This window comes from Amycolatopsis orientalis DSM 43388 (assembly GCF_000411975.1).
Lineage (GTDB): Bacteria > Actinomycetota > Actinomycetes > Mycobacteriales > Pseudonocardiaceae > Amycolatopsis > Amycolatopsis orientalis_D.
Map to the genome: position 1 here is coordinate 69017 of NZ_ASXG01000079.1, position 25150 is coordinate 94166.

Sequence of the window (25150 nt, forward strand, 5' to 3'; positions counted from 1 at the left end):
AACACGTTCTAAGGACGGGTCAATGGCGGTTGCCCGGCGCTCGCCGCCGACCGAACGGGTCGTGCGGTTGCTGGACTATTTCGCGGCCCGGCCGGGCCAGCGCTTCGGGCTGTCCGCGCTGGCCCGCGAACTCGGCCTGAGCAAGCCGACCTGCCTCGGCATCCTCGCCGAGCTGACCGCGGGCGGATACGTGGTCCGCGATCCCCGGACCACGACGTATCGCCTGGGGCCGGCGATGATCGCGGCCGGACGCGCGGCGGCGGAGGGCTTCGGAGCCAGCGAAATCGCCCGCAGCCGCCTGGAAGAACTCAGCTCCCGATACCGGGCGACGTGCACCGCGTCGGCGGTCGTGGACGGGCGCATCCTGATGCTGCAGAGCGCCGGGCCGGGCAAGGTCCGGCTCGGCGAGACGTATCCGTTCGCGCCGCCGGTCGGGCTGATGTACGTGCTGTGGGACGCCGATTCCGCCTTCGACGCCTGGCTCGCCACGCCGCCGGCGGTGCCGGTGAGGCTGGACGAAGCGTACTTGCGCCGCGTGGTCGCGGAGTGCCGGGAACACGGGTATCTGGTGGAGAGCCTGACGTCGGCGGGCCGCCGGCTCTACACGCTGATGGCGGGCGTGGCCGTCGGCGATCTGCCGCCCGACGTGCGGGGGCTGGTCGGCGAGCTGGTGTCGAGCCTGGGGGAGCGCGTGTACCTCGGCGCCGACCTCGAACCGCGGAAGAAGCACGCGGTGAGCCTGCTGGCCGCCCCGACGTTCGACGCGTCGGGGCGGCAGGAGCTGGTGCTGACGTTGTCGGTCGGGGAGCCGATCACGGGTGCGGAGATCGCGCGCCGGGGAGCGGCGTTGGCCGCGGTCGCGGACGCGGTGACCGCGGAAGCGGGCGGGGTTCGGCCGGCTCGGCGCTGAGCCCGGTCAGGCGGGCCGGCCCCACCGGTTCGCCGTCAGCTGCCATCCCGGCTGATCCTTCATCGACACCAGCGTTTCGTACAGCCGCTCGTATCCGGTGCTGCTGATCCGCCATTCGCCGTCCTCGCGCCGGTAGGTGTCCTCGTAGTACGCGGCGCCCTCGATCACCACGCGGTGCTCGGCGACGATCACCTTGTCCTGGAACAGCCACCGGCCGGTCGCGGTGTCGCCGTCGATCTCGATTTCCGGATGGCCGGCGAAGTGCGCCGTCGTGATGCCGGGGCCGACCGCGGTGCGCAGGAACTCCATCAGCGCGTCGCGGTTGTCGAAGTTCAGCGGTTCGCCGTAGGCGGGCGTGCCGTAGTGCACACGGGCGTCGGCGGTCAGCGTCTCCGCCATCTCGTCCCAGCGCTTCAGGTCGAGGCAGCGGAGGTAGCGGAATTTCACGCGGCGGATTTCTTCGAGTGCGGCCAGATCCATCCGCTCAGCGTCCTCCGCTGCTTGACCGAGCGCAAGAACCTGTTCTACTTTTCTGTCCTCGAACCCGGAAGGGCGGATCCGATGGCGACCCAGGCACCCCCGGCCTACGAGCTGAGCCACCTCGGTGCGCTCGAAGCCGAAGCAGTGCACGTCTTCCGCGAGGTCGCGGCGACCTTCGAGCGGCCGGTGCTGCTGTTCTCCGGCGGAAAAGACTCGATGGTGATGCTGCACGTCGCGGCCAAGGCGTTCTGGCCCGCGCCGCTGCCGTTCCCGGTCATGCACGTCGACACCGGGCACAATTTCGACGAGGTCATCCGGTTCCGGGACGAGGTTGTCGAGCGCTACGGCTTGCGGCTGCTGGTCGCGCGCGTCCAGGACGACATCGACGCGGGCCGGGTCGTCGAAGACCCGAAGGCGGGCCGGAACCGGCTCCAGACCGCGACTTTGCTCCGCGGCATCCGCGAGAACGGTTTCGACGCGGTGTTCGGCGGCGCGCGCCGGGACGAGGAGAAAGCCCGGGCGAAGGAACGCGTGTTCAGCTTCCGCGACGAATTCGGCCAATGGGATCCCCGGCGGCAGCGACCGGAATTGTGGAATCTCTACAACGGCCGCCATCGCAAAGGCGAGCACATCCGGGTGTTCCCGTTGTCGAACTGGACCGAGCTGGACATCTGGCAGTACGTCGAAGCGGAGGAGGTCACCCTGCCGTCGCTGTACTACGCGCACCGCCGATCGGTGGTCCAGCGCGACGGGATGCTGCTCGCGGACACCCGGTTCCTCGCCGTGGCCGAGGGTGAAGTTCCTTTCCCCGCAACGGTTCGCTTCCGCACGATCGGCGACGCGACCTGCACCGGGTGCGTCGAATCGACGGCTTCCTCGCCAGCGGAAGTGGTGGCCGAGGTCGCCGCGACGCGGGTGACCGAACGCGGCGCGACCCGGGCCGACGACCGGATTTCCGAGGCCGGGATGGAAGACCGCAAGAAGGAAGGCTACTTCTGATGCGCGCGGGCAACCGCATGACGACGGTGCGGTTCGCGACCGCGGGCAGCGTGGACGACGGCAAATCGACCCTGATCGGCCGGTTGCTGTTCGATTCGAAGACGGTCTTCACCGACCAGCTCGAAGCGATCGAGCGCACCAGCCGGGACCGCGGCGACGCGTATCCGGACCTCGCACTGCTCACCGACGGCCTGCGCGCGGAACGCGAGCAAGGCATCACCATCGACGTCGCGCACCGGTATTTCGCCACGCCCAAACGGAAGTTCATCATCGCCGACACCCCGGGGCCCGTGCAGTACACCCGGAACATGGTGACCGGAGCGTCCACTTCGGACGTCGCGCTGATCCTGGTCGACGCGCGCAAGGGCGTGCTCGAACAGTCGCGCCGGCACGCGTTCCTCGCCAGCCTGCTGGGCATCCGGCACCTGGTGGTGTGCGTGAACAAAATGGACCTCGTCGGCTGGTCGCAGGAGCGGTTCGAGGAAATCCGCGAGGACTTCCGCCGGTTCGCGATGAAATTGCGGGCCCCGGACCTGACGTTCGTGCCGATGTCCGCGCTGCACGGAGACAATGTGGTGCACCGGGGCGCGAGCATGCCCTGGTACGAGGGCACTTCGCTGTTGCACCACCTGGAACAGGTGCACGTCGCTTCCGACCGCAACCTGGTCGACGCGCGGTTCCCGGTGCAGTACGTGATTCGCGAGCACACCCGGGATTTCCGCGGCTATGCCGGGACCGTCGCCGGCGGGGTGTTCAAGCCCGGCGACGAGGTGACCGTGCTGCCGTCCGGGTTCACCACGACCGTGCGCGCGATCTGGGGACCCGGCGGGGCGGAGGTGCCCGAGGCATTCGCGTCGCTGGCGGTCACCATGGAACTCGCCGACGAACTGGACCTCAGCCGCGGGGACCTGATCTGCCGTCCGGGCAACCGTCCGCACGTGGGCCAGGACGTCGACGCCATGGTGTGCTGGTTCTCGGAACAGGCCTCGCTCGCCCCGGGGGCGAACTACCTCGTCCGGCACACCACCCGCGAGACCAAGGCCGAGGTCCGTGCGCTCGACTACCGGCTCGACGTCACCACGCTGCACCGCGACGAAACCGCGGAGTCCCTGTCGCTCAACGAGATCGGCCGGATCCGCCTGCGGACGCGGCAGCCGCTGCTGTTCGACCCGTACCTGCGCAACCGGCCGACCGGCGGTTTCCTCCTGGTCGACGAGCACTCCGGCGACACCGTCGGCGCGGGCGTGATCACCGGTCCGAGCGCGACCGCGCCGAACGTGGTCTGGCATCCGGCGGCGGTGTCCCGGGACGAACGCGCGACCCGCGGCCGCACGATCTGGCTCACCGGGCTGTCCGCGTCGGGCAAGTCCAGCGTGGCCGTGGAACTGGAGCGCAGGCTGGTCGCTTCCGGCCGCCCCGCCTACCTGCTGGACGGCGACAACCTCCGGCACGGGCTCACCAGCGACCTCGGGTTCTCCCCGGCGCACCGGGCGGAGAACATCCGCCGCGTCGCCGAAGTCGCCAAGCTGTTCGCCGACGCCGGAGTCGTGGCGGTGGTGTCGTTGATCAGTCCGTACCAGGCAGACCGCGCACTCGCCCGGGCTGTGCACGAGACTGCGGGCCTGCCGTTCTTGGAGGTGTTCGTCGACACCCCGCTCGAAGTGTGCGAGGACCGCGATCCGAAGGGCATGTACGCGAAGGCACGCGCGGGCGAGATCACCGGATTCACCGGAGTGGACGCGCCGTACGAACGACCCGTGTCGCCGGACCTGGTGCTCCGCCCGGAAAACGGCGACCCGGCCGCGATGGCCGCGCTGGTTCTCGCCGCGCTGGAGTGACGTCCCGCGGCGGTCGGACCGTTCACCACCCGCTGCGGTAAAAACTCCGCGAAACGTAACTGCTGGCTTCGGCGGCCCGCGCCGCGCAGAGTTCCTCCTTCACCGCCCGCGCCTGCTTGACCAGCGGGTCGTCGCCGGGCGCGAGCGCCAGCAAATCGATCACGTGCAGCGCCTCCTGCACCCGTCCCTCGCCGCGCAGCCGCTCGGCGTGGTCGAGCACCGCCTGCTTGTCCGTGATCGCCTCGGCCCGGACCGCGGCCGCGACGTCCGGGCGGGACGGGTGCAGGGTCGTCGGATTCCCGTCCCACCATCCGGTTTCCGACCGGACGATGTCGCGGACGATGTACTCGCGGTGCCCGTAGTGCTCCCGCATCCACGGCACGTCGAACAGCTCGGCCGGATACCGCAGGTCGTGCACGATGTCGTCCACCCGCCGGCCCCGGTTGAGCTCGTCCACTACCGCGCCGCGCAGCCACCGGAGCGCGGCGGCGGTCATGGTGAGCTGCCGGACCGGGTCGTCGCGGACCACTGGGCCGAACTCCGGCACCAGCACGGCCGGGTCGAGCGCGGCGAGCCGGTCCAGGGTGTCGGCCCACCGGACAGTGTCGCGCATGGTCCGCATCGGAGTCCCGATGTTGGGGATGCCGTTGATCACCGCCGCGCTGCCGTACAAAACCCGTTGGGACGGCAGCCATACCGCGGTCACGTCGTCCGTTTCCGACGGTGCCCACAGCAGCCGGACGTCCGGGGCGAGGGTGAGTGCTTCCCGATAGGTCTGGTCCGGGAAGGTGACCGGCGGCGGAGCCGTCAGATCGGCCATCGGACGGCGGAACTGCCGGGTGTTGATGCGGTTCTGCAACCCGGCCGTCTCGAGATACCGCTGGTAGCGCCGGACGACGTTCTCGTGCGCCACGACGGTCGGGCGGCGCTGCCCGTGCGCGGCGGCGTACTCGAAGAACCCGGGCACGCCGTAGTTGTAGCCGAGATGCCCGTGGCTGTAGACGATCCACCGCACCGGTTCGCCCAGCTGGTCCAGCACCGGCGCGACGAGATCCGGAGACGGTCCGGTGTCGACCACGACGAGCCCGGACTCCGTTTCCACCGCCAGGCTGTTGCCCTGCAGGCCGATCGAGCGGACGCCCGGCGCGACCTCGGTGATCTCGCCGCTGCCGTAGAGCGGGTTTTTCCTGTCTTGGAAGGGCATCAGCCGACCGCCTCACTGCGAAGTCCGAGCCGCCGCGCGGTGCGGTCCGGGTTGACGAAGAACACCGCCAGCAGGCCGCCCGCGACGGACAGCAGGCCGCTGATGGTGAAGGCGAGCGTGAAGCCGCTGGCCGGAGACGACGCGGCCTGGATCAGCCGCCCGGTGAGGTACGGCGCGAGCAACCCGGCCGTGGTGACCAGGCCGACGGTGATCGACAGCACCGCGCCGCGCTGGCGGGTCGGGCTGATCTCGGCGTTCATCGTGACGCCGAGCGCGAACACGACCCCGCCCAGGCTGAACGCGACGGTCAGCAGCGCGATCTGGAACCAGCCCCCGGTGTGCGGGAAGAGCAGCATCGCGAGACCGGAGATCAGCACCGCGATGCCGCCGAGCACGCCGCGGGCCACGCGGCTCGACACGCCGCGTCGCATCAGCCGGTCGCTGAGCGCGCCCTGGGCGAGGTTGAACACGACCGACGCGATCCACGGCAGCGCGACGAGCGTCCCGGTGGTCACCGTGCTGTAGTGCAGCGCCGTTTCGAGGTAGTGCGGCACCCACGCGACCAGCACGGACAGTGCCCAGTACGCGGCGAATCCGGCCAGGAACCCGCCGAGCCAGGTGCCGTTCACCAGGATGCGCCGGTACGGGACGCGGGGTTCGTCCGCTTCGGACTTGACCGTCGGCGCGTGCACCGAAGCCGTTCCGGCGACCTTGCCCTCCCGGCCGAAAATCGCCCACAGCAGCGACCAGACCAAGCCGACGACGAGCAGCGCGAAGAACGCCCACCGCCAGCCGTAGCCGACGATCAGCGCCGTCAGCAGCGGAGACGCCAGCGCCACGCCGATCCCGGACCCGGCGTTCAGCAACGCGCTCGGCAGGCCGCGTTTCTCGTTGGGGAACCACTTGTACGCCGCGTGCATGGCCAGCGGGTTCGCCGGGCCTTCGGCCGCGCCGAGGACGATCCGGCTGACCAGCACCGCCCCGAACCCGACCGTGCCGAGCATCGGGGCCTGCGTCAGCGCCCAAATCACGCCGAGCGCCAGCAGGATCCACTTCGTCGGCACGCGGTTCGCCACGAACCCGACCACGATCGCGGAAATGCTGAACAGGAAGTAGAACCCGCTGCTGATCAGGCCGTACGCCTCGGGCGACAGGCCGAGATCGTGCATCAGCGGCTTCGCGGCGAGCCCGAGCACGGCCTTGTCCGCGAAGTTGATCAGCATGAACACCAGCAGCAGCCCGGTGACGACCCAGCCGCGGGCGCTGGTGCCGCGGGTGCGCCGGCGCGCGGCGGTTTCGGCGGGGAGGACGGGAGCGTTCATCGTGGGGTCCCCATTTCAACGTCGTTGTCGGACGGGGTGGCGGGTCAGAAGGCCCAGCGGGTGCGGCCCGCGGTGCGGGCGCGCAGCTGCTCGGCGCGGTCGGTGCCGTCGAGCACGGCTCGGGATTCGGCGGCGGCCCAGGCGTAGACGCCCTTGGCCATCGTCGAGGTCGCGGCTTTTTCCAGCGCGGCGAACACTTCCGCGCGGGCGGTGTGCGCGGTTTCGTCGTCCGGGGCGGCGTCCACCGCGAGCTGGGCGAAGTGTCCGGCCAGCCGGTGCTCGCCGGCGGCGAGCAGTTCCCGCGCCCGCGCGGCCAGCCGGTCGGCGCCGCCGGAGAGGTCGGCGAGTTCGCGGGACAGGTCGGCGCGGCGGGCGGGTTTGAGGTTGGCCGGGTTGCCGTCGTACCAGCCGCCGTAGAGCCGCCAGACGTTGCGGACGACGAATTCCGGCTCGTCGTAGGACGGTTTCAGGTACGGCTTGGCCAGCAGTTCGGCGGGTGCGGTGACGCCGTGCACGACCTCGTCGAGCGTGGCTCCGGCGTTCATCGCGTCCACGGTCTGGTCGTGCAGGGTTTCGAGGAACTCCGCGGTGTCGGACAGCGCGGTCCGGACCCGGTCGGCGCCGGCGATCGGCACGCCGTGCCCGGGCAGCAGCAGTTCCGCGCCGAGCCCGGCCATCCAGCGCAGCGCCTGCGCCCATTCGGCGGCGTAGCGCTGCACCTTCTGCGGGTTGCCCGGGTTGGGGGAGGACCAGATGAAAAAGTCGCCGCAGCACAGGATTTTCCGGTCCGGCAGCCACGCGATCGTCGCGTCGTCCGTCTCGCCGCGGCCGTGCTTCAGCCGGACGTCGAGGTCGCCGATCCGCAGCGTCGTGGTGTCGCGGTAGGTGACGTCCGGGTGCCGGTACCGGTCCGGCCAGCGGAAGCCGGGGGACTGGAACTGGCGCTGGTTGATCACCGTGTTGTAGCCCCGGGTGCGTTCGTATCGCGCGAAGCGCGGCGGCGTGTTTTCGTGCGCCAGCACGGACGGGCGCCGCCAGCCGCGTTCCTCGGCTTCGAGGTCGAACGGGCCGACGCCGAAGACGTGGTCGATGTGCCCGTGCGAGTAGACGGCGGTGTGCAGCGGGGCGTCGGTGCGGGCGCGGGTCGCGGCGAAAAGGTCTTTCGCGGTGCGGCGTTCGCCGGTGTCGAAGCAGAACAGGCCGTCGGAGGTGGGGAAGAGGAAGACGTTGCCGAACGCCGGCCACATCCAGACGCCCTCGGCCAGCTCGTGCAGACCGTCCTCGCGCAGCGTGCCGGTGTGGTAGACGCGGGTGTCGGCCTCGCCTCGCCAGACTTTGTCGGCGTAGTCGAGCAGGTCAGTCACGGGATGCCTCCTGAGCGTTTTCGGTGAACAGCGCGTCGACGGCGATCAGGTCGTCGCCGGCTGCGCAGAGCGGGTTGAGATCGGCTTCGGCGAACTCCGGGTGGTCGCCGAGGATTTTGATCAGTCCGTCGATCGCGGCGGCGACGGCCGGGACCGGGGCGCCGAGCACGTCGCCGGCCCATTCGGCCAGCTCCGCCCGTTGCTCCGAGGTCGCCGGGAGCAGCAGCGCGCGGCGAGGGGCGGTCGGATCCTCGGCCCGGTCGCCGCCCGCGCCGAGCACGATTGCGGTGCCGTACAACGGATCCCGCGTCGCGCCTAGGGCGAGTTCGGCGGTGTGGGGCAGCAGCGGTTGCACGACGAGGGTGCGCTCGGGGTCGGCGGAGACCTCGTCCAGCCGCGCTTGGAGCGTGTCCAGCACCGCAGGCAACTCGGCCGCGGTGACGCCGACACGGACCAGCCCGGCTCGGGCGCGGTGCGGCACGTCGGCGGCGTCGCCCTTGACGACATACGGCTCCGGCCAGCCGTTTTGCCGTACCGCGGCGGCGAGATCGGGTCCGGCGACGGTGTCCACGTGCGGGATCCCAGCGTGCTCCAGCAGCGGAACAGCCCGCAGTTCGGTCCACACTGGACGGTTCTCGGCCGCGGAGGGGTGCTCGGGTTCCGGCACCCGGTCCGGGACCAGCACCCGGAGGCGGCGCACGAGCGCGCCGATGCTGGGCAATACGGTGTCCGGCCGCCCGAGGTTCGCGAGCTCGCCGGGCGGGGCACAGGCCCAGACGAACCACGTCGGCGTCCGCGTCGCGGCGGCGGCCGCGGCCAGCCGGTGGTAGGCCTCCCGGAACCGGTCGCCGAACGTCAGGTAGAGCACGACGCCGTCCAGCTCCGGATCCTCGTCGAGCGCGCCGAGCAGATCGCCGACCCGGTCCATCCAGCGGTCGATGTTGCCGCCGAGGTCGACCGGGTTCTCGTCGGCGGCCTCGACGCCGCCGACCTCCGCGAGCTTCGCGCGGGTCGAGGCGGACAGCGGGGGAATCCGGACCCCCAGCGCGGTCAGGTTGTCGGCGAGGATGCCGCCCGCGCCGCCGGACATCGTCAGCACCGCCAGGCGAGGAGCCGGGGGCAGCGTCGTGCCCTTGCGGGCGCACAGCACCGCGTCCACGAGCTGGTCGTCGTCGGTGACGAGATGGATGCCTTCCTGCCGGCACAGCGAAGCGAGCAGAAAATGATCACCGGCGACGGCTGCGGTGTGCGAGAGCGCGGCCTGGCGGCCGGCTGCGCTGCTGCCCACCGCGAGGGCCACCACGGTCTTGCCCGCCGCGCGCGCCTGCCGGCCGAGGGCGCGGAGACCGTCCGCGTCGCGCACGCCTTCGAGATAGAGCACCAGCACCTCGACGTCGGGCTGGCCGAGCAGGTCGCAGCCGATTTCGTGGCTGGACAGGCAGGCTTCGTTCCCGACGCTCGCGTAATAGGAATAGCCGATCCCGGCCTGTTCGAGAAGATCGGCGAGCACGAACCCCATCGCGCCGCTTTGCGTGACGATCGCGACCGGCCCCGGCGGGACGCGTTCGCGGTCGAGGAAGACGGTCGTCGACAGCTGGACTCCGGCCGGATGGCTCACCACGCCCAGGCAGTTGGGGCCGAGCACCGGCACGTCTCCGGCGGCCTCTCGGAGCTCGTCCTCCAAGGCGGTGTTGCCGCCTTCGGCGAAACCGGACGCGAAGACGATGACCGCCCCGGAGCCGAGTTCGCGCGCTTGTCTGACCAGCGCGGGGACCGTTTCCGCCGGGGTCGCGAGGACCACGAGGTCGGGGCCGTAGCCGATTTCGGCGAGCGAGCCGACCGTGCGCACGCCGGGCAGCTCGAGCGGGCCGCGAGAGACCGCGAACACCTCGCCGCCGTAGCCGCCGCGCAGCAGCCGGTCCAGCGCGATCCGCCCCCAGGACAGCGCGGTGGTCGCGGACACGCCGACCACGGCGACCGACTTCGGGCGGAACAGCGGCTCGCAGCGCATCGGGGCGGGACCTCCTGTGATCGCGGCCATGGACACAACCCCAACTGTCGCCGCTGGCCTCTCCAGCTGGTAGCGCACATCGCCCAGGTTTTCGGCTACCGTGCTGTGACATGTCACAACTGTCGTGGCGCAGCTTCGAGCACCGGCTTCCGAAGCTGGGCGAGCGGACGATCCGCCGGTACGTCGAGACCTCGCCGCACTACCGCGGCAAGGCGCCCGCACACCTGCACCTGCACATGGCGCACACAGTCCGCGAGTTCGGCCGGATGTTCGCGCGCGCGGCCCGGGAGGGGAGCGAGCCGCGCGAGGAGGAGCTGGAGCTGTTCCGCCGGCGCGGCCAGGAGCGAGGCGCGGAGGGGCTGCCGGTCGGCGAGTTCGTGCACGCCTATCTCCTGGCGGCCGAGGAAATGTGGGCGGAGATCGACGATCTGTCGGGCGGCAGCCCGCCCGCGGAGACGACCGCCGTGCTGCTGAACTGCCTGCACCGGGCGTTGAACGTGGCTGTGCAAGCGCACCAGAAGGAATTCCAGACCGCGGACCACGAACAACGCGAAGCGGCGCGAGCGCTGGTCCGGCGGCTGGCCGCGGGGGAGGTCGTGCCGGAACCGGCGGACGTCCGGCTCGCGCCGGCCTATGGCGTGCTGGCGTTGCGCTTCGCGCAGGACCCGGCGGATTCCGTCGGCGACGCGGTCGGCCGCCACCTGGCCGGTCAGCGAAAAGCGCGGTTGCTGCTGCAGCACCTGCGTCGCGAACTGTCCGGAGACGTGCTGGCCGCCTTGGATCCCGACGGCGGCCTGCTGCTGCTTCCGTCTACTTCGGACAGTCTCGACACCGCGCTGGCCGAGGCTCGGCTGGCGGTGCCGCGGGCGCACCAGACGACGGGCATCGAGATCACCGGCGCGTTCGCGCACGCGACCGAGCTGTCCGAAATCCCCTCGGCGGTAGCGGAAGCGGAGCGGCTGCTGCGGCTGAACACGGTTCCCGACACCGTCGCGGTACTCTCGGACCACCTCTTCGAATACCAGCTGAACCACGACAGCGCGGCGACCCCTCAGCTGCGTGCGCTGGCGGAGCGGCTGAACGGCGAGCCCGATCTGACCGCGACCCTCCGGACGTACTTCGAGACCGACTTCAACCGTCGGGAGACCGCGCGCAAGCTGCACGTCCATCCGAACACAGTGGACAATCGCCTGTCCCGGATCGCGAACCTGACCGGGGCGGATCCGCGGACGGCCAAAGGACTTCTGCTGCTCGGCGCTTCGCTGGGCTTGGCCGGCTGACCGCCCCGGCGAGATGACGGGAACGCCGCGGTCATCCGGGGAACCCTCCCGGCGCGGCATGGCACGGTTTGCCGGAGGAACCAGGACCGGTCGCCAGTCGAGCCCACCCAGGAGCGGAGCTTGTCGTGCCAGGACGTCGACCAGGCCCAAGGGGCACCCAGCGTTCAGTCAGGGCCGGAGGGCGGATGGCGACGGTCGCCGCCGCCGCGGTCGCCTTGTCCGCGTGCGCTTCGACGCCACCGGTGCCATCGCGCAGTCCCGGCAGTCCGGCGAGCACTCCGCCGCCGCCGTCGTCCCCCGCATTTTCCTCGCCCGCCCCGGAATCCGGTCCGATGCCGCCTCCGGTCAAAGCGGACCCTCGGTACCTGCCGAGCTGGATGCGGGGGTTCGCGGACAACCCGGAGGACATGGTGGCGAAGGACTACGCCACCGTCGGAATGGCCCGAGTAGAGAGCGCTTTGGTCGAGCACGGGCTGCGGCCGCTTCAGGAGCTGCCTTGCTTTCCCCGGCGGGTAGTCCGGCAGTGCACCGTGCTCAACGCCCATCTCGCCGATCCCGATGGCGAGGCGGTCCAGAGTTTCAGCACTCCGCAACACCCGTTGAGCCGCGCTGAAGGGGCGCGGGTCAACGCGGCCATCCGTAAGGCTTGCGCGTGACCGCGCAGCGTCGATGCGGCACCGGCAAGGAACTGCCGTTGACGGCCCGCCGCCCGGGAAAGGCGGCGGGCCGGCGCGGGGTCAGTGCTTCCCGTCCACCACGGCCGCGGACGTGCCGCCGCGCCGGGTCGGTTCCCCGGCGGCCAGCAGCTGTCCGTGCGGCAGGAATTCGATCCCGGCCGCCACGCCGATGGCACCGGCGTCCTTGAACTTCTGTCCCAGCGCTTCGAGACCCTTCACCACGGGCAGGGCGAGGAACGCCGGTTCCGCGTCGGTGGTCGCCGCGTTGCGCTGGGAGGCGCGCGGGGCGGCGATCGCGTCCGGCAGGCTCATGCCGAAGTCGAGCCGGTTGACGAGGATCTGCAGGACGGTCGTGATGATCGTCGCGCCGCCCGGCGAACCGACCGCGAGGAACGGCTTGCCGTCGTGCAGCACGATCGTCGGCGACATGCTCGACCGCGGCCGCTTGCCCGGCGCGGGCAGGTTCGGGTCCGGGGCCGAGCCCTGCGTCGGGGCGAAGTTGAAGTCGGTCAGCTCGTTGTTCAGCAGGAAACCGCGTCCCGGCACGGTGATGCCGCTGCCGGCCAGCTGTTCGATCGTGTTGGTGTAGGACACGATGTTGCCCTGCTTGTCGGTGACGACGAAGTGGTTCGTGTGCTGCTCGTTGCTGTCCGACGACGCGGCCGGAGCGGTGGTGCACCCCGGTCCGGGGGCGTACGGATCGCCGGGGGCGACGGGGCTCGACCCGGCTTTGCCCGGATCGATCAGGCACGCGCGGCTCGCCGCGAATTGCTTGGAGAGCAGCTGCTGCTGCGGCACATTGACGTAGCGAGCGTCGCCGATGTAGCGGTTGCGGTCGGCGAACGCGAGCCGGCTCGCCTCCAGGTAGTGGTGCAGCGCCTGCGTCTGGTCCATCGTGGACAGCGGGAAGTTGCCCAGGATGTTCAGGGATTCGCCGACGGTGATGCCGCCGCTGGAGGACGGGGCCATGCCGTAGACGTCGTAGCCGCGGTAGTCGATGTGCGTCGGCGCGCCGTCGAGCGCACGGTACGCGCGCAGGTCGGACAGCTGCATCGGGCCGGTCAGCGGGGTCGCGGTGCCGGATGCGGCCGGCGGGTTCTGCACCGCCTGGACGAGGTCGCGGCCGACCGGGCCGCCGTAGAACGCGCCGATGCCCTCGCGCTCGATCTGCCGGTAGGTCGCGGCGAGATCGGGGTTTCGCAGCACGGAACCGACCTTCGGGGCGGCTCCGCCGGGCAGGAACAGCTCGGCGCTGGGGGAGAAGTGGGCCAGCTTCGCCGCCACGGACTGCGTCTGCCGCTCGAACTCGGGCGTGACGACGAACCCGTGCTGCGCGACCTTCTCGGCGGGCTTGAGGTTGTCCGCGAGGCTGAACTTGCCCCAGCGCTGCAGGGCGCGCTGCCAGGTGGCGAGCATTCCCGGCACGCCGACGGAACGGCCGCTCTCGACGGCGGTCTCGAACGCGTACGGCTGGCCGGTGGCCGGGTCGACGAACATGGACGACGAGTCGCCCGCCGGGGTGGTCTCACGGCCGTCGATAGTGGACACGGTCTTGGTGCGGGCGTCGTAGTAGACGAAATATCCGCCGCCGCCGAGACCGGCGACGTACGGGTCGGTCACGCCGAGCGTCGCGGCGACGGCGACCGCGGCGTCCGCGGCGGTGCCGCCGCGGCGCAGCACGTCGATCCCGGCCTGGGTGGACTCGACGGTGTCGGAGACGACCGCGCCCCCGGAGCCCTGCGCTACCGGAGTCGGCGGCGGGGCCGGTCTTGCCGAGGCAGCGGGTGCCGCGGCCAATGCGCAGACAGCGGCGAGCCCGGTGGCCATCGTGGCGGTGAAGATGCGTTTCACAGGCATGGCAACCCTTTCTCGGCGGCGCGCCCGGAGCCCCGGGCCGGGCGCGCCGGGTGAGGCGGCGGTGAAACCAGGGAGGTCCTGTCTAGCACCCGGAGCGCCGAGAGGACAGCGGTTCGCGGCGGCGCGGGCGGTCCGGTCCGCGGCCCGCTGCCGGCGCCGGGCTCGGCCGGAGCGAGGTCAGCGCTGGTCGGCGGGCCTCTCCGGCGGCAGCCCGAGCAGCCGCAGGTACATCCGGGTGAGATCGGCGAGGATCTGCTCCCGGCGTTCGGGATGCCGGGCGAGCACCGGGGCGAGGGCCGCGACGAGCCCGCCGCCGCCGATCGAGACCGTTTCCGGGTCTGCGGCCGGGTCGGCCAGCCCCCGCTCGGCGAGCCGGCGGATGTAGCGGCCGCCCCGTTTCGTGGGCAGCTCGTGGATCTCCTCGCGCAGTTCCGCCATCGCCGGGTCCGCGATCGCCTGGTGGTCGAGAACGGTCAGGAAGGACAGGTTTTCCGCGTACGCGTCGAGGTAGGCGGTGGTGGTCGCCGCGGCCACCGTCCACGGGTCGTCCGGATCGAGCCCGGTCAGCTCCTGCGCGCGCACCAGCTGGTCGCGCACCTGGCGCGCCAGCACCGCGAAGACCTCCTCCTTGGCGGCGAAGTACACGTAGAACGTGGCGCGCCCGACGCCCGCTTCGCGAGTGATGTCCGCGACGGTGGTCAGCGCGAAGCCCTTCGTTTCGAAGACGCGGCGCGCGGCGGCCAGCAGCACGTGCCGGGTCGCGCTGTCGGCGCGGTCGAGCTTCTCGCGCACGGCCCAGGTTCCGGATGCCATGGGCGCGAGCGTACCTATTGACGTTGGCGTCAATGCCAACGCAGGATGGGGCAGCAGCTGACGTCCCGAAGGAGCAGCCCTTGCCTTCCGTCCTCATCGCCAACCGCGGCGAGATCGCCCTTCGCGTCCTGCGCGCCGCCCGTGCTCTCGGCTGGCGGGCGGTCGCGGTGAAAGCCGCGGAGGAACCCGACGGGCCGGTGCACCGGCTGGCCGACGAGGTCGTGGTGCTCGCCGGGGACCGGCCGTATCTCGACGCCGGCCAGCTGGTCTCGGCGGCGGAACGCACCGGCTGCGAACTGCTGCACCCGGGCTACGGCTTCCTGTCCGAAAGCGCGGCGCTGGCGGAGCTGTGCGCGGCGCGCGGGGTCCGGTTCGCCGGGCCGGACGCGACGGTGCTGCGGACGTTCGGAGACAAGGCGGACGCACGGCGGCTGGCGGAAAAGCTCGACGTGCCGGTGCTCCGCTCGACCTCCGACGCGGCCGAGGCGGGCGCGTTCCTCGCGAGCCTCGGCGCGGGGCGCGGGGTAATGGTCAAGGCCGTCGCGGGCGGCGGAGGACGCGGGATCCGGCGGGTCGTCGACCCGGCGGAACTGCCGTCGGCGATCGACCGGTGCCGGTCCGAGGCGTTGCGCGCGTTCGGCGACGACACGGTCTTCGTGGAGGAGCTGCTGCCGCGGGCGCGGCACATCGAGGTGCAGATCGTCGGCGACGGCACCGGGGCGGTCAGCCACGTCTGGGACCGGGAGTGCAGCCTGCAGCGACGCCACCAGAAGGTGGTCGAGGTCGCGCCCGCCCGCACGGTGCCCGAAGAGAGCCGGGCGCGCCTGCGCGAAGCGGCGACGAAGATGACCGCCGCGCTGTCCTATCGCGGATTGTGCACCGTCGAATTCCTGGTCGACGCGGACGATCCCGCGCGGTTCGCGTTCCTGGAGGCGAACCCGCGGATCCAGGTCGAGCACACCGTCACCGAGGCGGTCACCGGACTGGACCTGGTCGTCGCCCAGCTGCGGATCGCGGCGGGCGCGACGCTCGGCGAACTCGGGCTCGCGCAGGAGGAAATCCCGCCCGCGCGCGGGACGGCCGTGCAGTGCCGGGTCAATCTGGAGGAGCTGCGGCCGGACGGCGCCGCGCACGCCACGGCCGGGCGGATCGAGGTCCTGGATCTGCCGGGCGGGCCGGGGGTGCGGGTGGACACCGCCGCGCACGCCGGCGCGGTCGCGACCACGGCGTACGACTCGCTGCTGGCGAAAATCGTCACGCACGTTCCGTCGGCGGAACTGCCCGCGGCGATCGACGCCGCCCGTGCGGCGCTGGCGGAGGTGCGGGTCGACGGACCGGGCACGAACGTGGAATTCCTCCGGAATCTGTTGTCCCGCGACGAAGTCCGGCGGGGAACGGCGACCACGTCCTTTGTGGACGAACACCTTCGCGAGCTGGTGCCCGAACACCGTCCGGAGGGCTCGGCCGGCGACGGGATCGCGGCCGACTTCGCCGGTTCGGTGGTGTCCGTGGCCGAGCCGGGCGCCCGAGTCGCGGCCGGCGACCCGGTCGTGGTGCTCGAAGCGATGAAAATGGAGCACGTGCTCGCCGCGCCGTTCGCGGGCGTGGTGCGGTCTGTCCACATCGGAGTCGGGGATCTCGCCCGTCCCGGGCAGCCGCTCGTGGAGCTGACCGCGGATGCCGACCAGCACGGCGTGCGCACCGGACCGGCCGAACCGGACCCCGCGCACATCCGGCCGGACCTCGAAGAAGTGCTGGAACGGCACCGGATCGGTCTCGACGAGGCACGGCCGGAAGCCGTGGCGAAGCGCCGGCGCACCGGGCACCGCACCGCGCGGGAGAACATCGCGGACCTGTGCGACGACGGCAGCTTCATGGAGTACGGCGCGCTCGTGATCGCCGCGCAACGCCAGCGCCGCACCGAAGCGGACCTGATCGCCGCGACTCCGGCGGACGGTCTGGTCGCGGGAATCGGCACGGTCAACGCCGAGCACGCCGCCGACGCGCGCTGCGTCGTGCTCTCCTACGACTACACCGTGCTCGCCGGCACCCAGGGTTTCATGAACCACGAGAAGACCGACCGGATGCTGGATCTGGCGGCGCGGCAACGGCTTCCGCTCGTCCTGTTCGCCGAGGGCGGCGGCGGACGGCCGGGAGACACCGACGTCGTGACCGCGGGCGGCCTCGACCTCGGCACCTTCGCCGCGATGGGCCGGCTCAACGGGCTCGTCCCGACCGTCGGCATCGCGGCCGGCCGCTGCTTCGCCGGCAACGCGGCGCTGCTGGGAGTGTGCGACGTGGTGATCGCGACGGCGGACGCGAACATCGGCATGGGCGGCCCGGCGATGATCGAGGGCGGCGGGCTCGGCGTGTACCGGCCGGAGGAGATCGGGCCGGTTTCGGTGCAGGAACCCAACGGCGTGCTCGACCTGGTCGCCGCGGACGAGGCCGAAGCGGTGGAGCTGGCGAGGCGCTACCTCTCGTATTTCCAGGGCGATCGTCGCGAATGGACAGTCGCGGACCAGCGCCGGTTGCGGCACGTGATCCCGGAAAACCGGGTCCGGGTCTATGACGTGCGCCGCGCGATCGACCTGCTGGCCGACGAGGATTCGGTGCTGGAGCTGCGCCGCGGCTTCGGGGCGGGCGTCGTCACGGCGCTGGTGCGCATCGAGGGCAGGCCGATGGGCCTGCTGGCCAACAACCCGCGGCATCTCGGCGGCGCGATCGACGCCGAAGCGGCGGACAAGGCCGCCCGGTTCCTGCAGCTGTGCGACGCGCACGGGCTCCCGGTCGTCTCGCTCTTGGACACGCCGGGGTTCATGGTCGGCCCGGACGCCGAGCGGACCGCGACCGTGCGCCGGTTCGGCCGGATGTTCGTCGAGGGCGCGCATCTCGACGTGCCGATGGTGGGAGTGGTGCTGCGCAAGGCGTACGGACTCGGCGCGATGGCGATGGCGGGCGGCGGGTTCCGGGTGCCCGAAGCGATGGTCGCGTGGCCGACCGGCGAGGTCGGCGGGATGGGCCTGGAGGGCGCGGTGCGGCTGGGCTACCGCCGCGAACTCGACGCGATCTCCGACCACGCCGAGAAACAACGCGAGTTCGACCGGCTGCTCGCCGAAAGCTACCGGCGCGGCAAAGCGCTGGCCGCGGCGACGGTGTTCGAAATGGACGACGTGATCGACCCGGCCGACACCCGCGCCTGGATCACCCGGACGCTGCCGCGCGAGCGGCCGGCCGGCCCTCGCAAGCGCATCGACACCTGGTGACGAAGGAGCCCGACATGGACCTCGAGACCTACCTCGACGACGTCCGCGCGCGCCAGGCCCGGGTGCGGCCGGCGAACACCCCGGACCACGTCGTGCTGCCGCTCGGCGAGCTGAGCCTTCCCGGGCACGTCGACCGCTGGGCGCGCGAGCGCCCCGACCGGTCCGCGATCGTCTACGAAGGCCGGACGCTGACCTATCGCGAGCTGGCCGATCTGGTCGCCCGGGTCGCCGGATGGCTGGCCGAGGCGGGCGTGCGGCCGGGCGACCGGGTCGCGGTGGACCTGCCGAACTGCCCGCAGTTCACCGTGGCGATGCTCGCGATCCTGTGGCTCGGCGCGGTGCACGTGCCGGTGAACCCGATGTTCCAGCAAGCCGAACTCGAGTACGAACTCGCCGACAGCGGCGCGACCGTCCTGGTCGCGGTCGACACCGTGCTGCCGGTCGTGCGAGCCGCGCTGCCGGCGACGCAGGTCCGCCGGGTGCTCGTGACAGCGCTGGGGGAGTTGTCGGCGACCGGCGGTTCCCCGGTGCTGCCCGCCGATTTCGCCGCTACCCCCTGGGCGGAAGCCGCCGCGCATCCGCCCGCGCCGGAGCATCCGGCCGACCTGGACGCGCTCGCGGCCTTGAACTACACCGGCGGCACGACCGGCCTGCCGAAGGGCTGCCAGCACACCCAGCGGCACATGCTCTACACCGCCGCGACGGCCGTGGCGGCGACCGGCCACACCGTGGAAACCGGGTATGTGCCGTTGTGCTACCTGCCGGTGTTCTGGATCGCCGGCGAGGATCTGGGAATCCTGAACCCGATCGTGCTCGGCGGCACGTCGGTGCTGATGACCCGGTGGGACGCCGAAGCCGCGCTGACGGCGATCGAACAGCACGGCGTGACGTCGATGGTCGGCACCGTGGAGAACTACCTGGAACTGCTGGAGCGCCCCGATCTCGCGGAACGGGACCTGTCCAGCCTCCGGATGCCGATGGCGGTTTCGTTCGTGCGCAAGCTGACCCAGGATGTGCGCACGGCCTGGCGCGAGGCTGTCGGCGCGCATTCGGTGCTCTGCGAAGCGGCGTACGGGATGACCGAGACGCACACCTTCGACGCGACGCCGTACGGCATGGCGGAAGGCGACCAAGACCTGCTGGCGGAACCCGTGTTCTGCGGTGTCCCGATGCCCGGCACCGACGTCGCCGTGGTCCGCTTCGGCACCCTTGACCCGCTGCCGCTCGGCGAAGCGGGCGAGATCGTGGTGCGCAGCCCGTCGGTGATGACCGGCTACTGGAACCGCCCCGACGCGACGGCCGCGCAGCTGACCGGCGGCTGGCTGCACACCGGCGACAACGGCCGCCTCGACGAGAACGGCTGCCTGCACTATCTGGGGCGGGACAAGGATTTGATCAAGGTCAAGGGAATGAGCGTGTTCCCGGCCGAGGTGGAACTCCTGCTGGCCCGGCACCCCGCGGTCCGGACGGCCGCGGTCGTGCCCGCCGCGCATCCGGAGACCGGACAGGTGCCGGTGGCCTTCGTGAGCCTCGCCCCGGACGCTTCGGTGACCGGCTCGGACCTGCGCGCGTGGGCGAAAACCGCGATGGCGCCGTACAAAGTGCCGCTGGTGGAGGTCGTCGGCGAATTCCCGATGACCGCGACGGGCAAGATCCGCAAGACCGAACTCGCCGACCGCGCTCAACGCGTGGCCGACGAGCGCTGAACCCCGCTCGGTCGGGTGTCGGCCCTCGGTCAGGCCGAGACCCGCGGCCCGGTTTCGTCGTGCCGGAGGGCCCACCGGCCGGGCTCGGCCTCGACCAGGCGAGACCGGATCCCGGCGTCGGAGAATTCGCGCTCCAGATCAGCGAAATTCTCGCTGTAGATGGACCAGCCCTCGTGGTGGACCGCGACGACCCGGCCGGCGTCGAGCAGCGCGGCGACGTCGGCGGCCCGCGCTGAGGTGAGAGTCAGCGCCCGCCCCGCGTTCTTGCTCGGCACCCGCGCGGCCCCGGCATGCAATACCGCGATGTCGATGCGGGGAAACGCGGCCGCGATCGCCGTGACCGGCCCGATGCCCGCGTTGTCGCCGCTGACGTACACGGTGGGCAGCCCGGCGGATTCGAGGACGAAACCGTGGACCTCGGTGTTGATGTTGCCGGCGTCGTCGCGCTCGCCGTCGAGGGGCCCGTGCTGCGCCGGAACCGCATGCACTCGGATCTCCGTGCCGTCGTGGCTCATCCGGTGCACAGCGAAATCGCCGAGCCCGATCGCCGGAGCCCCGAGGCGTTCGGCGCTCTGCCCGCCGGTGACGATCAGCGGGCAGTTCCGGGCGAACACCCGGCCCTCCCGGTCGAAGTTGTCCCAGTGGAGGTCGTGGCTGAGCAGGACCGCGTCCACGGTCCCCAGCGCGGCGGGCGAAACCGCCGGGCCCTCGGTCTTGCGGTAGGCGCCGTAGTCGCCGGGCGGATCGAACGTCGGGTCGGTCAGGAACCGGAGCCCGCCGTAGTCGATCACCGCGGTGGGCCCTCCGACGGCGCCGATCGCGAAACGGTGCCGATCCGAACTGATGTGGTCGCTCATGCCGCCACCATACCTAGAGGTAGGTATGGTGTCTCGCGTGAGCGACAGCCGGACGAAACTGATCGAGACGGGCGCGGAGCTGATCTGGCAGTTCGGCTACACCGCGACGAGCCCCCGTCAGGTGATGGCGGCCAGCGGCGTCGGCCAGGGCAGCTTCTACCACCACTTCCCGGCGAAAACCGACCTCGGAGCGGCCGCGATCGCCGCGAACGCCAGGGCGATCGTCGAGGCCGCGGAGGCCGCGCTCGCCGGGCCGGAACCCGGTCTGGTCCGAGTGCGCCGGTACCTGCTGGCCGAACGGGACGCGCTCGCCGGATGCAAGATCGGCGGTCTCGCCTACGACCGCGCGGTGCTCGACGACCCGCGCTTGATCGAGCCCATCGGAGACGCGTTTCGCCAGGTCGCCGAGCTGCTCGAGTCCGCGCTTCGGGACGCCCAGGAGGCCGGTGCCGTGCGAGCCGACCTTTCAGCGGCGGAGATGGCGACGATGGCGGTCTCGGTCGTCCAGGGCGGCTACATCGTGGCCCGAGCACGCTCTGACGCGGGCCTGCTTCGGCAGGCCGCTTCGGCCGCGTACGCGTTGCTTGACCCGAATGACGGCCGTTGACGTCGGGCCAACTTCGCGGGGACGGTCACGGGCGCGGCCCGGCGAGCGAGCCGCGGATCCTGATCGGCATCGGAAGGTGGTAGATGCTGGGGCTGAGCTGCCCGCTGATCAGCAGTTCGACGGCGCGGTGGCCGAATTGGTAGTGCGGCAGGGCGACCGAGGTGAGTTGCGGGCGCAGCCACGAGGCGAGTTCGGAGTCGTCGAAGGAGACCACTGAGACGTCCTCGGGAATCCGCAGTCCGTAGCCCGCCAGCGCCTGGTAGGCGCCGAGCGCGAGCCGGTCGTTGCTGCAGATGAGGGCGTTCGGGCGGATGCCTTCGGCGAGGAGCCGGTCGACCGCCTCGAAGCCCTGGTCGGGCACCCACGGACCGCATTCGGCGACTCCCGCCAGCCGCGCGCCGGCCTGGCGGAACACCGCCTCGATGCCGGCCATCCGCTGGTTCCCGGCGACGACCCCGTCCGGATGGGAGGCGACGCGGTGGTGCCCGCCGATCACGTAGACCTCGTCGCGGATTCCGGCGTCGAGCACCGCCAGGCCCGCGGTCCGGCCGGCGTTCACCTCGTCCGGCATGACCGCGGGGAGATCGGCGTTCGCGGCGGTGCAGTTGACCAGCACGACGTTGGTGTCGCGCAACGCGGCGGGCAATTCGATCTCGTCGGTGCCCATCAGCGCGTAGAGGAACCCGTCGACCTGCTGGTCTTTCATGCGCTCGATGAGCCGGGTCTCCAGTTCCGGGTCGCGCAGCGTTTCCACGGTGAAGACCAGGTGGTCGCGGGCCAGTGCGGCGTGCATCGCGCCCTGGATGACCTCGCCGGCGAACTGCGACGTCGCGATCACGTCGGACACCAGCGCGATGGTGCCGGTGACGTTGGTGCGCAGGCTGCGCGCGGCGAGGTTGGGCCGGTAGCCGAGGTCCTGGGCGGCGCGCAGGACCCGCTGCTGGGCGTCGGAGGAAATCCGCATGTCGGCGCGTCCGGTGAGGACGAACGACGCCGTCGTCCGCGACACCCCGGCCCGGCGTGCGACGTCGGCCTGCGTCGGGCGGCGGTTGGCCATGAGGCGGGTCTCCTGCTATATCGAGTTAGCTGATGCCGGAAAGCGTACTCCTCTCAACTGGCGGGCGCAGCGGAAAATTCAGCGCCGCCCCCGGCTGGCGCACCGGAGCTGTCAGGCGGAAATGTTGCCGTAATTCCTTTAACGGCAAGGGTTCCTGATCGGCGCTTCCGCCCTTCGGCGACGCTTCGGCGAGTCGCGTGGGGGAAGCTCGCGACGAAGCAAGACTTGACAACGCTGTGGCGGCGACCACACACTGCTTCGTGCTAACACGAGTTAGCAACCTTGTGGAAACCTCATCGAAGCGCTCCGGCGCTGCACACAACCCGACAACCGGACCGGACGGGACCGCCTGTGCGCTGTATCGATCCAGTCCGGCCGGCGGAAGGACGAGAGCACATGGCTGCGGTGACTTTCGAGCACGCGACCCGGGCGTATCCGGGGTCCGATCGGCCCGCCGTGGACCGGCTGGGGCTGGACATCGAAGACGGCAAGTTCCTGGTGCTGGTGGGCCCGTCCGGGTGCGGGAAATCGACGTCGCTGCGGATGCTGGCCGGGCTGGAGGACGTCGACGCCGGCGCGATCCGGATCGGCGGCCGCGACGTCACCGGCCTGCAGCCGAAGGACCGCGACATCGCCATGGTGTTCCAGAACTACGCGCTCTACCCGCACCTGACCGTCGCGCAGAACATGGGGTTCGCGCTGAAGATCGCCGGCCGTCCGGCCGCGGAGATCCGGCGGCGGGTCGAGGAGGCCGCCCGGCTGCTGGACCTGACTGCATACCTCGGCCGCAAACCCAAGGCGCTCTCGGGCGGGCAGCGGCAGCGCGTGGCGATGGGGCGGGCCATCGTGCGGGAGCCGCAGGTGTTCCTCATGGACGAGCCGCTGTCCAATCTGGACGCGAAGCTGCGCGTGTCGACGCGCACCCAGATCGCGGCGCTGCAACGGAAACTCGGCATCACGACGGTGTACGTGACGCACGATCAGGTCGAGGCGATGACGATGGGCGACCGGGTCGCGGTGCTGCGCGACGGGGTGCTGCAGCAGTGCGACACGCCGCGGAAGCTGTACGAGGAGCCGGCGAACGCGTTCACGGCCGGATTCATCGGCTCTCCCGCGATGAACCTGCTGACCGAGGTGCCGGTCCGGGACGGGGCGGCGGTGGCCGGGGACGTGCGGGTGCCGCTGAGCCGGGCGGCGGTGGCTGCGGCGGGGGAGACCGGCACTGTCACCGTGGGCTTCCGGCCCGAGTCGCTGCAGCCGGTGCCCGCTGCGGAAGAGGGTTTCGCGGTCACGGTGAACGTGGTGGAGGAACTGGGGGCGGACGCGTTCGTCTACGGCTCGCTCGAAGGGCCCGGAGCGGAGTTCGCGACCGCCGATGTCGTCGTGCGGATCGATCCGCGCACCGGCGCGCACCGGGGACAGCGGTTGCGGGTGCGGATCCGGCCCGGTGCGGCGCATGTCTTTTCCAGCACGACCGGCGGGCGCTTGCCCGCCTGACCGGCCCGGCCGGGGCGGCGTGTCCCGCCCGCTGCCCCGGCCGCCCCCACTTGCCCGCCGCCGTCCCTCGATGCGCGTGCGGCGACCGGAATTCTGCGATGAAGGAGAAATCGGTGAATCTGAAGGCATATCGGCCGGCCGCCGGGGCGGTCGCCGCCGCGGCGATGCTCGTGCTCACCGCGTGCGGCTCGGGCGGCTCCGACGACCCCGCCGCCCAGCACCTGTCCGATCGCGGGCCGATCACGTACGTCCAGGGCAAGGACAACACCGGCGACGTGAAGAACATGGTCGTCAAGTGGAACGCGGCGCATCCGGACCAGAAGGTCACGCTCAAGGAGCAGAGCGACAATCCCGACCAGCAGCACGACGATCTGGTGCAGCACTTCAAGGCGCAGGACGCGGGCTACGACGTCTCCAGCGTCGACGTGGTCTGGACTGCCGAGTTCGCCGCGCAAGGCTGGCTGCAGCCGCTGGAGGGCGCGATGGCGATCGACTCGAAGCCGTTGCTCAAGGAAGCGGTGAAAGCAGCGACCTACCAGGGCAAGCTCTACGCCGCTCCGCAGACGTCCGACGGCGGAATGCTGTACTACCGCAAGGATTTGGTGCCGAATCCGCCGAAGACCTGGGACGAGCTGGCGGCGGACTGCGCGGTCGCCAAGGCCCACCGCATGGGCTGCTACGCCGGGCAGTACGCCAAGTACGAGGGGCTGACGGTGAACGCGTCCGAGGCGATCAACGCGGCGGGCGGCCAGATCGTCAAAGCCGACGGGAAGACGCCCGACGTGGACACCCCGGCGGCCAAGAAGGGGCTGTCCTTCCTCGCCGACGGCTACCAGAAGGGCGTCATCCCGCAAGAGGCCATCACCTATCAAGAGGAACAGGGCCGCCAGGCCTTCGAAGACGGCAAGCTGCTGTTCCTGCGCAACTGGTCCTATGTGTACAACCTCGCTGCGGCCGACGCCTCGTCCACGGTGAAGGGAAAGTTCGCGGTGGCGCCCGAACCCGGGCCGGACGGCACCGGCGCGAGCACGCTCGGCGGCCACAGCCTCGGGATCAGCGTGTACTCCGCGCACAAGGCCACCGCACTCGACTTCGTCAAGTTCCTCGAGAGCGACCCGATCCAGCGGGAGTACCTGCAGGTGCAGTCGAACGCCCCGGTCCTGACGGCTCTGTACCGCGACCCGGCGCTGCTGGCCGACCCGAAGCTCGGGTATCTCAAGACCCTCGGCGACAGCCTGGCGACGGCCAAGAGCCGGCCGGTGACGCCCTTCTACCCCGCGGTGACCAAGGCGATCGAGGAGAACTCGTACGCGGCCATCAAGGGCGACAAGAGCGTGGACCAGGCCCTGAAAGACATGCAGGCGGCCATCGCCTCGTCGGTCAACGGCTGAGCCGTGCCCTCCCT

19 protein-coding genes are annotated in these 25150 nt (G+C 71.2%); 10 read left to right on the forward strand and 9 right to left on the reverse strand.

Annotated elements, in window-relative coordinates; genetic code table 11:
* Positions 1–22: 22 nt before the first annotated feature.
* Positions 23–910: a helix-turn-helix domain-containing protein gene (locus L942_RS15955; RefSeq protein ID WP_037360867.1), complete on the forward strand. Its 888-nt coding sequence runs from the start codon at positions 23–25 to the stop codon at positions 908–910.
* 6 nt (positions 911–916) lie between these two features.
* Here L942_RS15955 and L942_RS15960 read toward each other — a convergent pair whose 3' ends face one another.
* Complete coding sequence (locus tag L942_RS15960) at positions 917–1390, reverse strand: nuclear transport factor 2 family protein (protein WP_037360868.1); 474 nt, start codon at positions 1388–1390, stop codon at positions 917–919.
* 81 nt (positions 1391–1471) lie between these two features.
* Between L942_RS15960 and cysD the strand changes: the two genes are divergently transcribed.
* Together cysD and cysC are read left to right on the forward strand one after the other, a co-directional pair.
* Positions 1472–2389, forward strand: a complete 918-nt coding sequence (gene cysD / locus L942_RS15965) for a sulfate adenylyltransferase subunit CysD (RefSeq protein ID WP_037360870.1) — start codon at positions 1472–1474, stop codon at positions 2387–2389.
* Positions 2390–2406: 17 nt separating this feature from the next.
* Entirely contained in the window at positions 2407–4227 is a 1821-nt protein-coding gene (cysC, locus tag L942_RS15970; protein ID WP_037361046.1) for an adenylyl-sulfate kinase, read from the forward strand.
* Between the two features lie 22 nt (positions 4228–4249).
* On the opposite strand, the gene L942_RS15975 is transcribed toward cysC, so the two are convergent.
* From L942_RS15975 to L942_RS15990, 4 genes are read right to left on the reverse strand one after another with little or no spacing between them, the layout of a single operon-like run.
* Positions 4250–5431 (reverse strand): alkyl sulfatase dimerization domain-containing protein, encoded by a 1182-nt coding sequence (locus L942_RS15975; RefSeq protein ID WP_037360871.1) that lies wholly within the window; start codon positions 5429–5431, stop codon positions 4250–4252.
* Entirely contained in the window at positions 5431–6753 is a 1323-nt protein-coding gene (locus L942_RS15980; protein ID WP_037360872.1) for an MFS transporter, read from the reverse strand. Before L942_RS15980 ends, L942_RS15975 begins: the two co-directional genes overlap by 1 nt.
* Positions 6754–6797: 44 nt before the next feature.
* Positions 6798–8117: an alkyl sulfatase dimerization domain-containing protein gene (locus L942_RS15985; protein WP_037360874.1), complete on the reverse strand. Its 1320-nt coding sequence runs from the start codon at positions 8115–8117 to the stop codon at positions 6798–6800.
* Positions 8110–10158, reverse strand: a complete 2049-nt coding sequence (locus tag L942_RS15990) for an acetate--CoA ligase family protein (RefSeq protein ID WP_235079162.1) — start codon at positions 10156–10158, stop codon at positions 8110–8112. Before L942_RS15990 ends, L942_RS15985 begins: the two co-directional genes overlap by 8 nt.
* A gap of 80 nt (positions 10159–10238) precedes the next feature.
* On the opposite strand from L942_RS15990, the gene L942_RS15995 reads away from it, so the two are divergent.
* Positions 10239–11408, forward strand: a complete 1170-nt coding sequence (locus L942_RS15995) for a helix-turn-helix domain-containing protein (RefSeq protein WP_037360880.1) — start codon at positions 10239–10241, stop codon at positions 11406–11408.
* Positions 11409–11593: 185 nt separating this feature from the next.
* Complete coding sequence (locus L942_RS16000; RefSeq protein ID WP_158684476.1) at positions 11594–12064, forward strand: hypothetical protein; 471 nt, start codon at positions 11594–11596, stop codon at positions 12062–12064.
* Positions 12065–12145: 81 nt separating this feature from the next.
* On the opposite strand, the gene ggt is transcribed toward L942_RS16000, so the two are convergent.
* A complete protein-coding gene (gene ggt / locus L942_RS16005) occupies positions 12146–13942 on the reverse strand; it encodes a gamma-glutamyltransferase (protein ID WP_037360885.1) in 1797 nt (598 codons plus the stop codon).
* Positions 13943–14119: 177 nt separating this feature from the next.
* A complete protein-coding gene (locus L942_RS16010) occupies positions 14120–14755 on the reverse strand; it encodes a TetR/AcrR family transcriptional regulator (protein ID WP_037360888.1) in 636 nt (211 codons plus the stop codon).
* 80 nt (positions 14756–14835) lie between these two features.
* Here L942_RS16010 and L942_RS16015 point away from each other — a divergent pair, with 80 nt between their 5' ends.
* Together L942_RS16015 and L942_RS16020 are read left to right on the forward strand one after the other, a co-directional pair.
* Entirely contained in the window at positions 14836–18021 is a 3186-nt protein-coding gene (locus L942_RS16015) for an acetyl-CoA carboxylase family protein (RefSeq protein ID WP_037360891.1), read from the forward strand.
* 14 nt (positions 18022–18035) lie between these two features.
* Positions 18036–19727, forward strand: a complete 1692-nt coding sequence (locus L942_RS16020) for an AMP-binding protein (RefSeq protein ID WP_037360892.1) — start codon at positions 18036–18038, stop codon at positions 19725–19727.
* 29 nt (positions 19728–19756) lie between these two features.
* On the opposite strand, the gene L942_RS16025 is transcribed toward L942_RS16020, so the two are convergent.
* Positions 19757–20584 (reverse strand): MBL fold metallo-hydrolase, encoded by an 828-nt coding sequence (locus L942_RS16025; RefSeq protein ID WP_037360894.1) that lies wholly within the window; start codon positions 20582–20584, stop codon positions 19757–19759.
* 37 nt (positions 20585–20621) lie between these two features.
* Between L942_RS16025 and L942_RS16030 the strand changes: the two genes are divergently transcribed.
* Positions 20622–21191, forward strand: coding sequence for a TetR/AcrR family transcriptional regulator (locus tag L942_RS16030; RefSeq protein ID WP_051166011.1), 570 nt, complete (start codon positions 20622–20624; stop codon positions 21189–21191).
* A 25-nt stretch (positions 21192–21216) separates the two neighbouring features.
* Here L942_RS16030 and L942_RS16035 read toward each other — a convergent pair whose 3' ends face one another.
* Complete coding sequence (locus L942_RS16035; protein WP_037360897.1) at positions 21217–22248, reverse strand: LacI family DNA-binding transcriptional regulator; 1032 nt, start codon at positions 22246–22248, stop codon at positions 21217–21219.
* A gap of 396 nt (positions 22249–22644) precedes the next feature.
* On the opposite strand from L942_RS16035, the gene L942_RS16040 reads away from it, so the two are divergent.
* Positions 22645–23745 carry an ABC transporter ATP-binding protein gene (locus L942_RS16040; protein WP_037360898.1) on the forward strand — a complete coding sequence of 367 codons (1101 nt, stop codon included), beginning with the start codon at positions 22645–22647 and terminating at the stop codon, positions 23743–23745.
* 113 nt (positions 23746–23858) lie between these two features.
* Positions 23859–25136 carry an ABC transporter substrate-binding protein gene (locus L942_RS16045; RefSeq protein WP_200862827.1) on the forward strand — a complete coding sequence of 426 codons (1278 nt, stop codon included), beginning with the start codon at positions 23859–23861 and terminating at the stop codon, positions 25134–25136.
* Positions 25137–25150 lie beyond the last annotated feature (14 nt).